Annotated in this window: 1 pseudogene; it reads right to left on the reverse strand. The window is 60.1% G+C overall.

Annotation, left to right across the window (positions count from 1 at the left end):
- Positions 1-188: pseudogene (locus JF66_RS22650) on the reverse strand (alkylphosphonate utilization protein); the annotation flags it as partial.
- Positions 189-388 lie beyond the last annotated feature (200 nt).

Raw genomic sequence — 388 nt, forward strand, 5'->3', positions numbered from 1 at the left:
GTGACGGTGTCACCATCGGTGAGAACCGTACCGAAGGCATCCTTGAAGACGGCCTCGGCCGCTTCGTCGCCAGAGTCATCGGCCACGGCCGACCATTCGTGCGCGCACAAAGGGCAGACAAGAAGCGCACCCATCTCATAGGTGAGGTCGCTGGAGCATTCGGGGCAGGGAGGCAAGGTATCGTTCACCTGCCTATCGTAGACCCGAGTTGGTACCAGATACCCCATGGGGTATAGTCGCACTAACGATTGTTCGATGAAGGGAACCAACTATGTGCCGAGCCGTGAACTGCAAGACCTGTGGCAAAACGACGTGGGCCGGCTGCGGTCAGCATGTCGATCAGGTCATGAAGGGCATCCCTCGTGCCCAGCAGTGCGCCGGGCACGAG

Source organism: Cryobacterium sp. MLB-32 (genome assembly GCF_000738085.1).
Lineage (GTDB): Bacteria > Actinomycetota > Actinomycetes > Actinomycetales > Microbacteriaceae > Cryobacterium.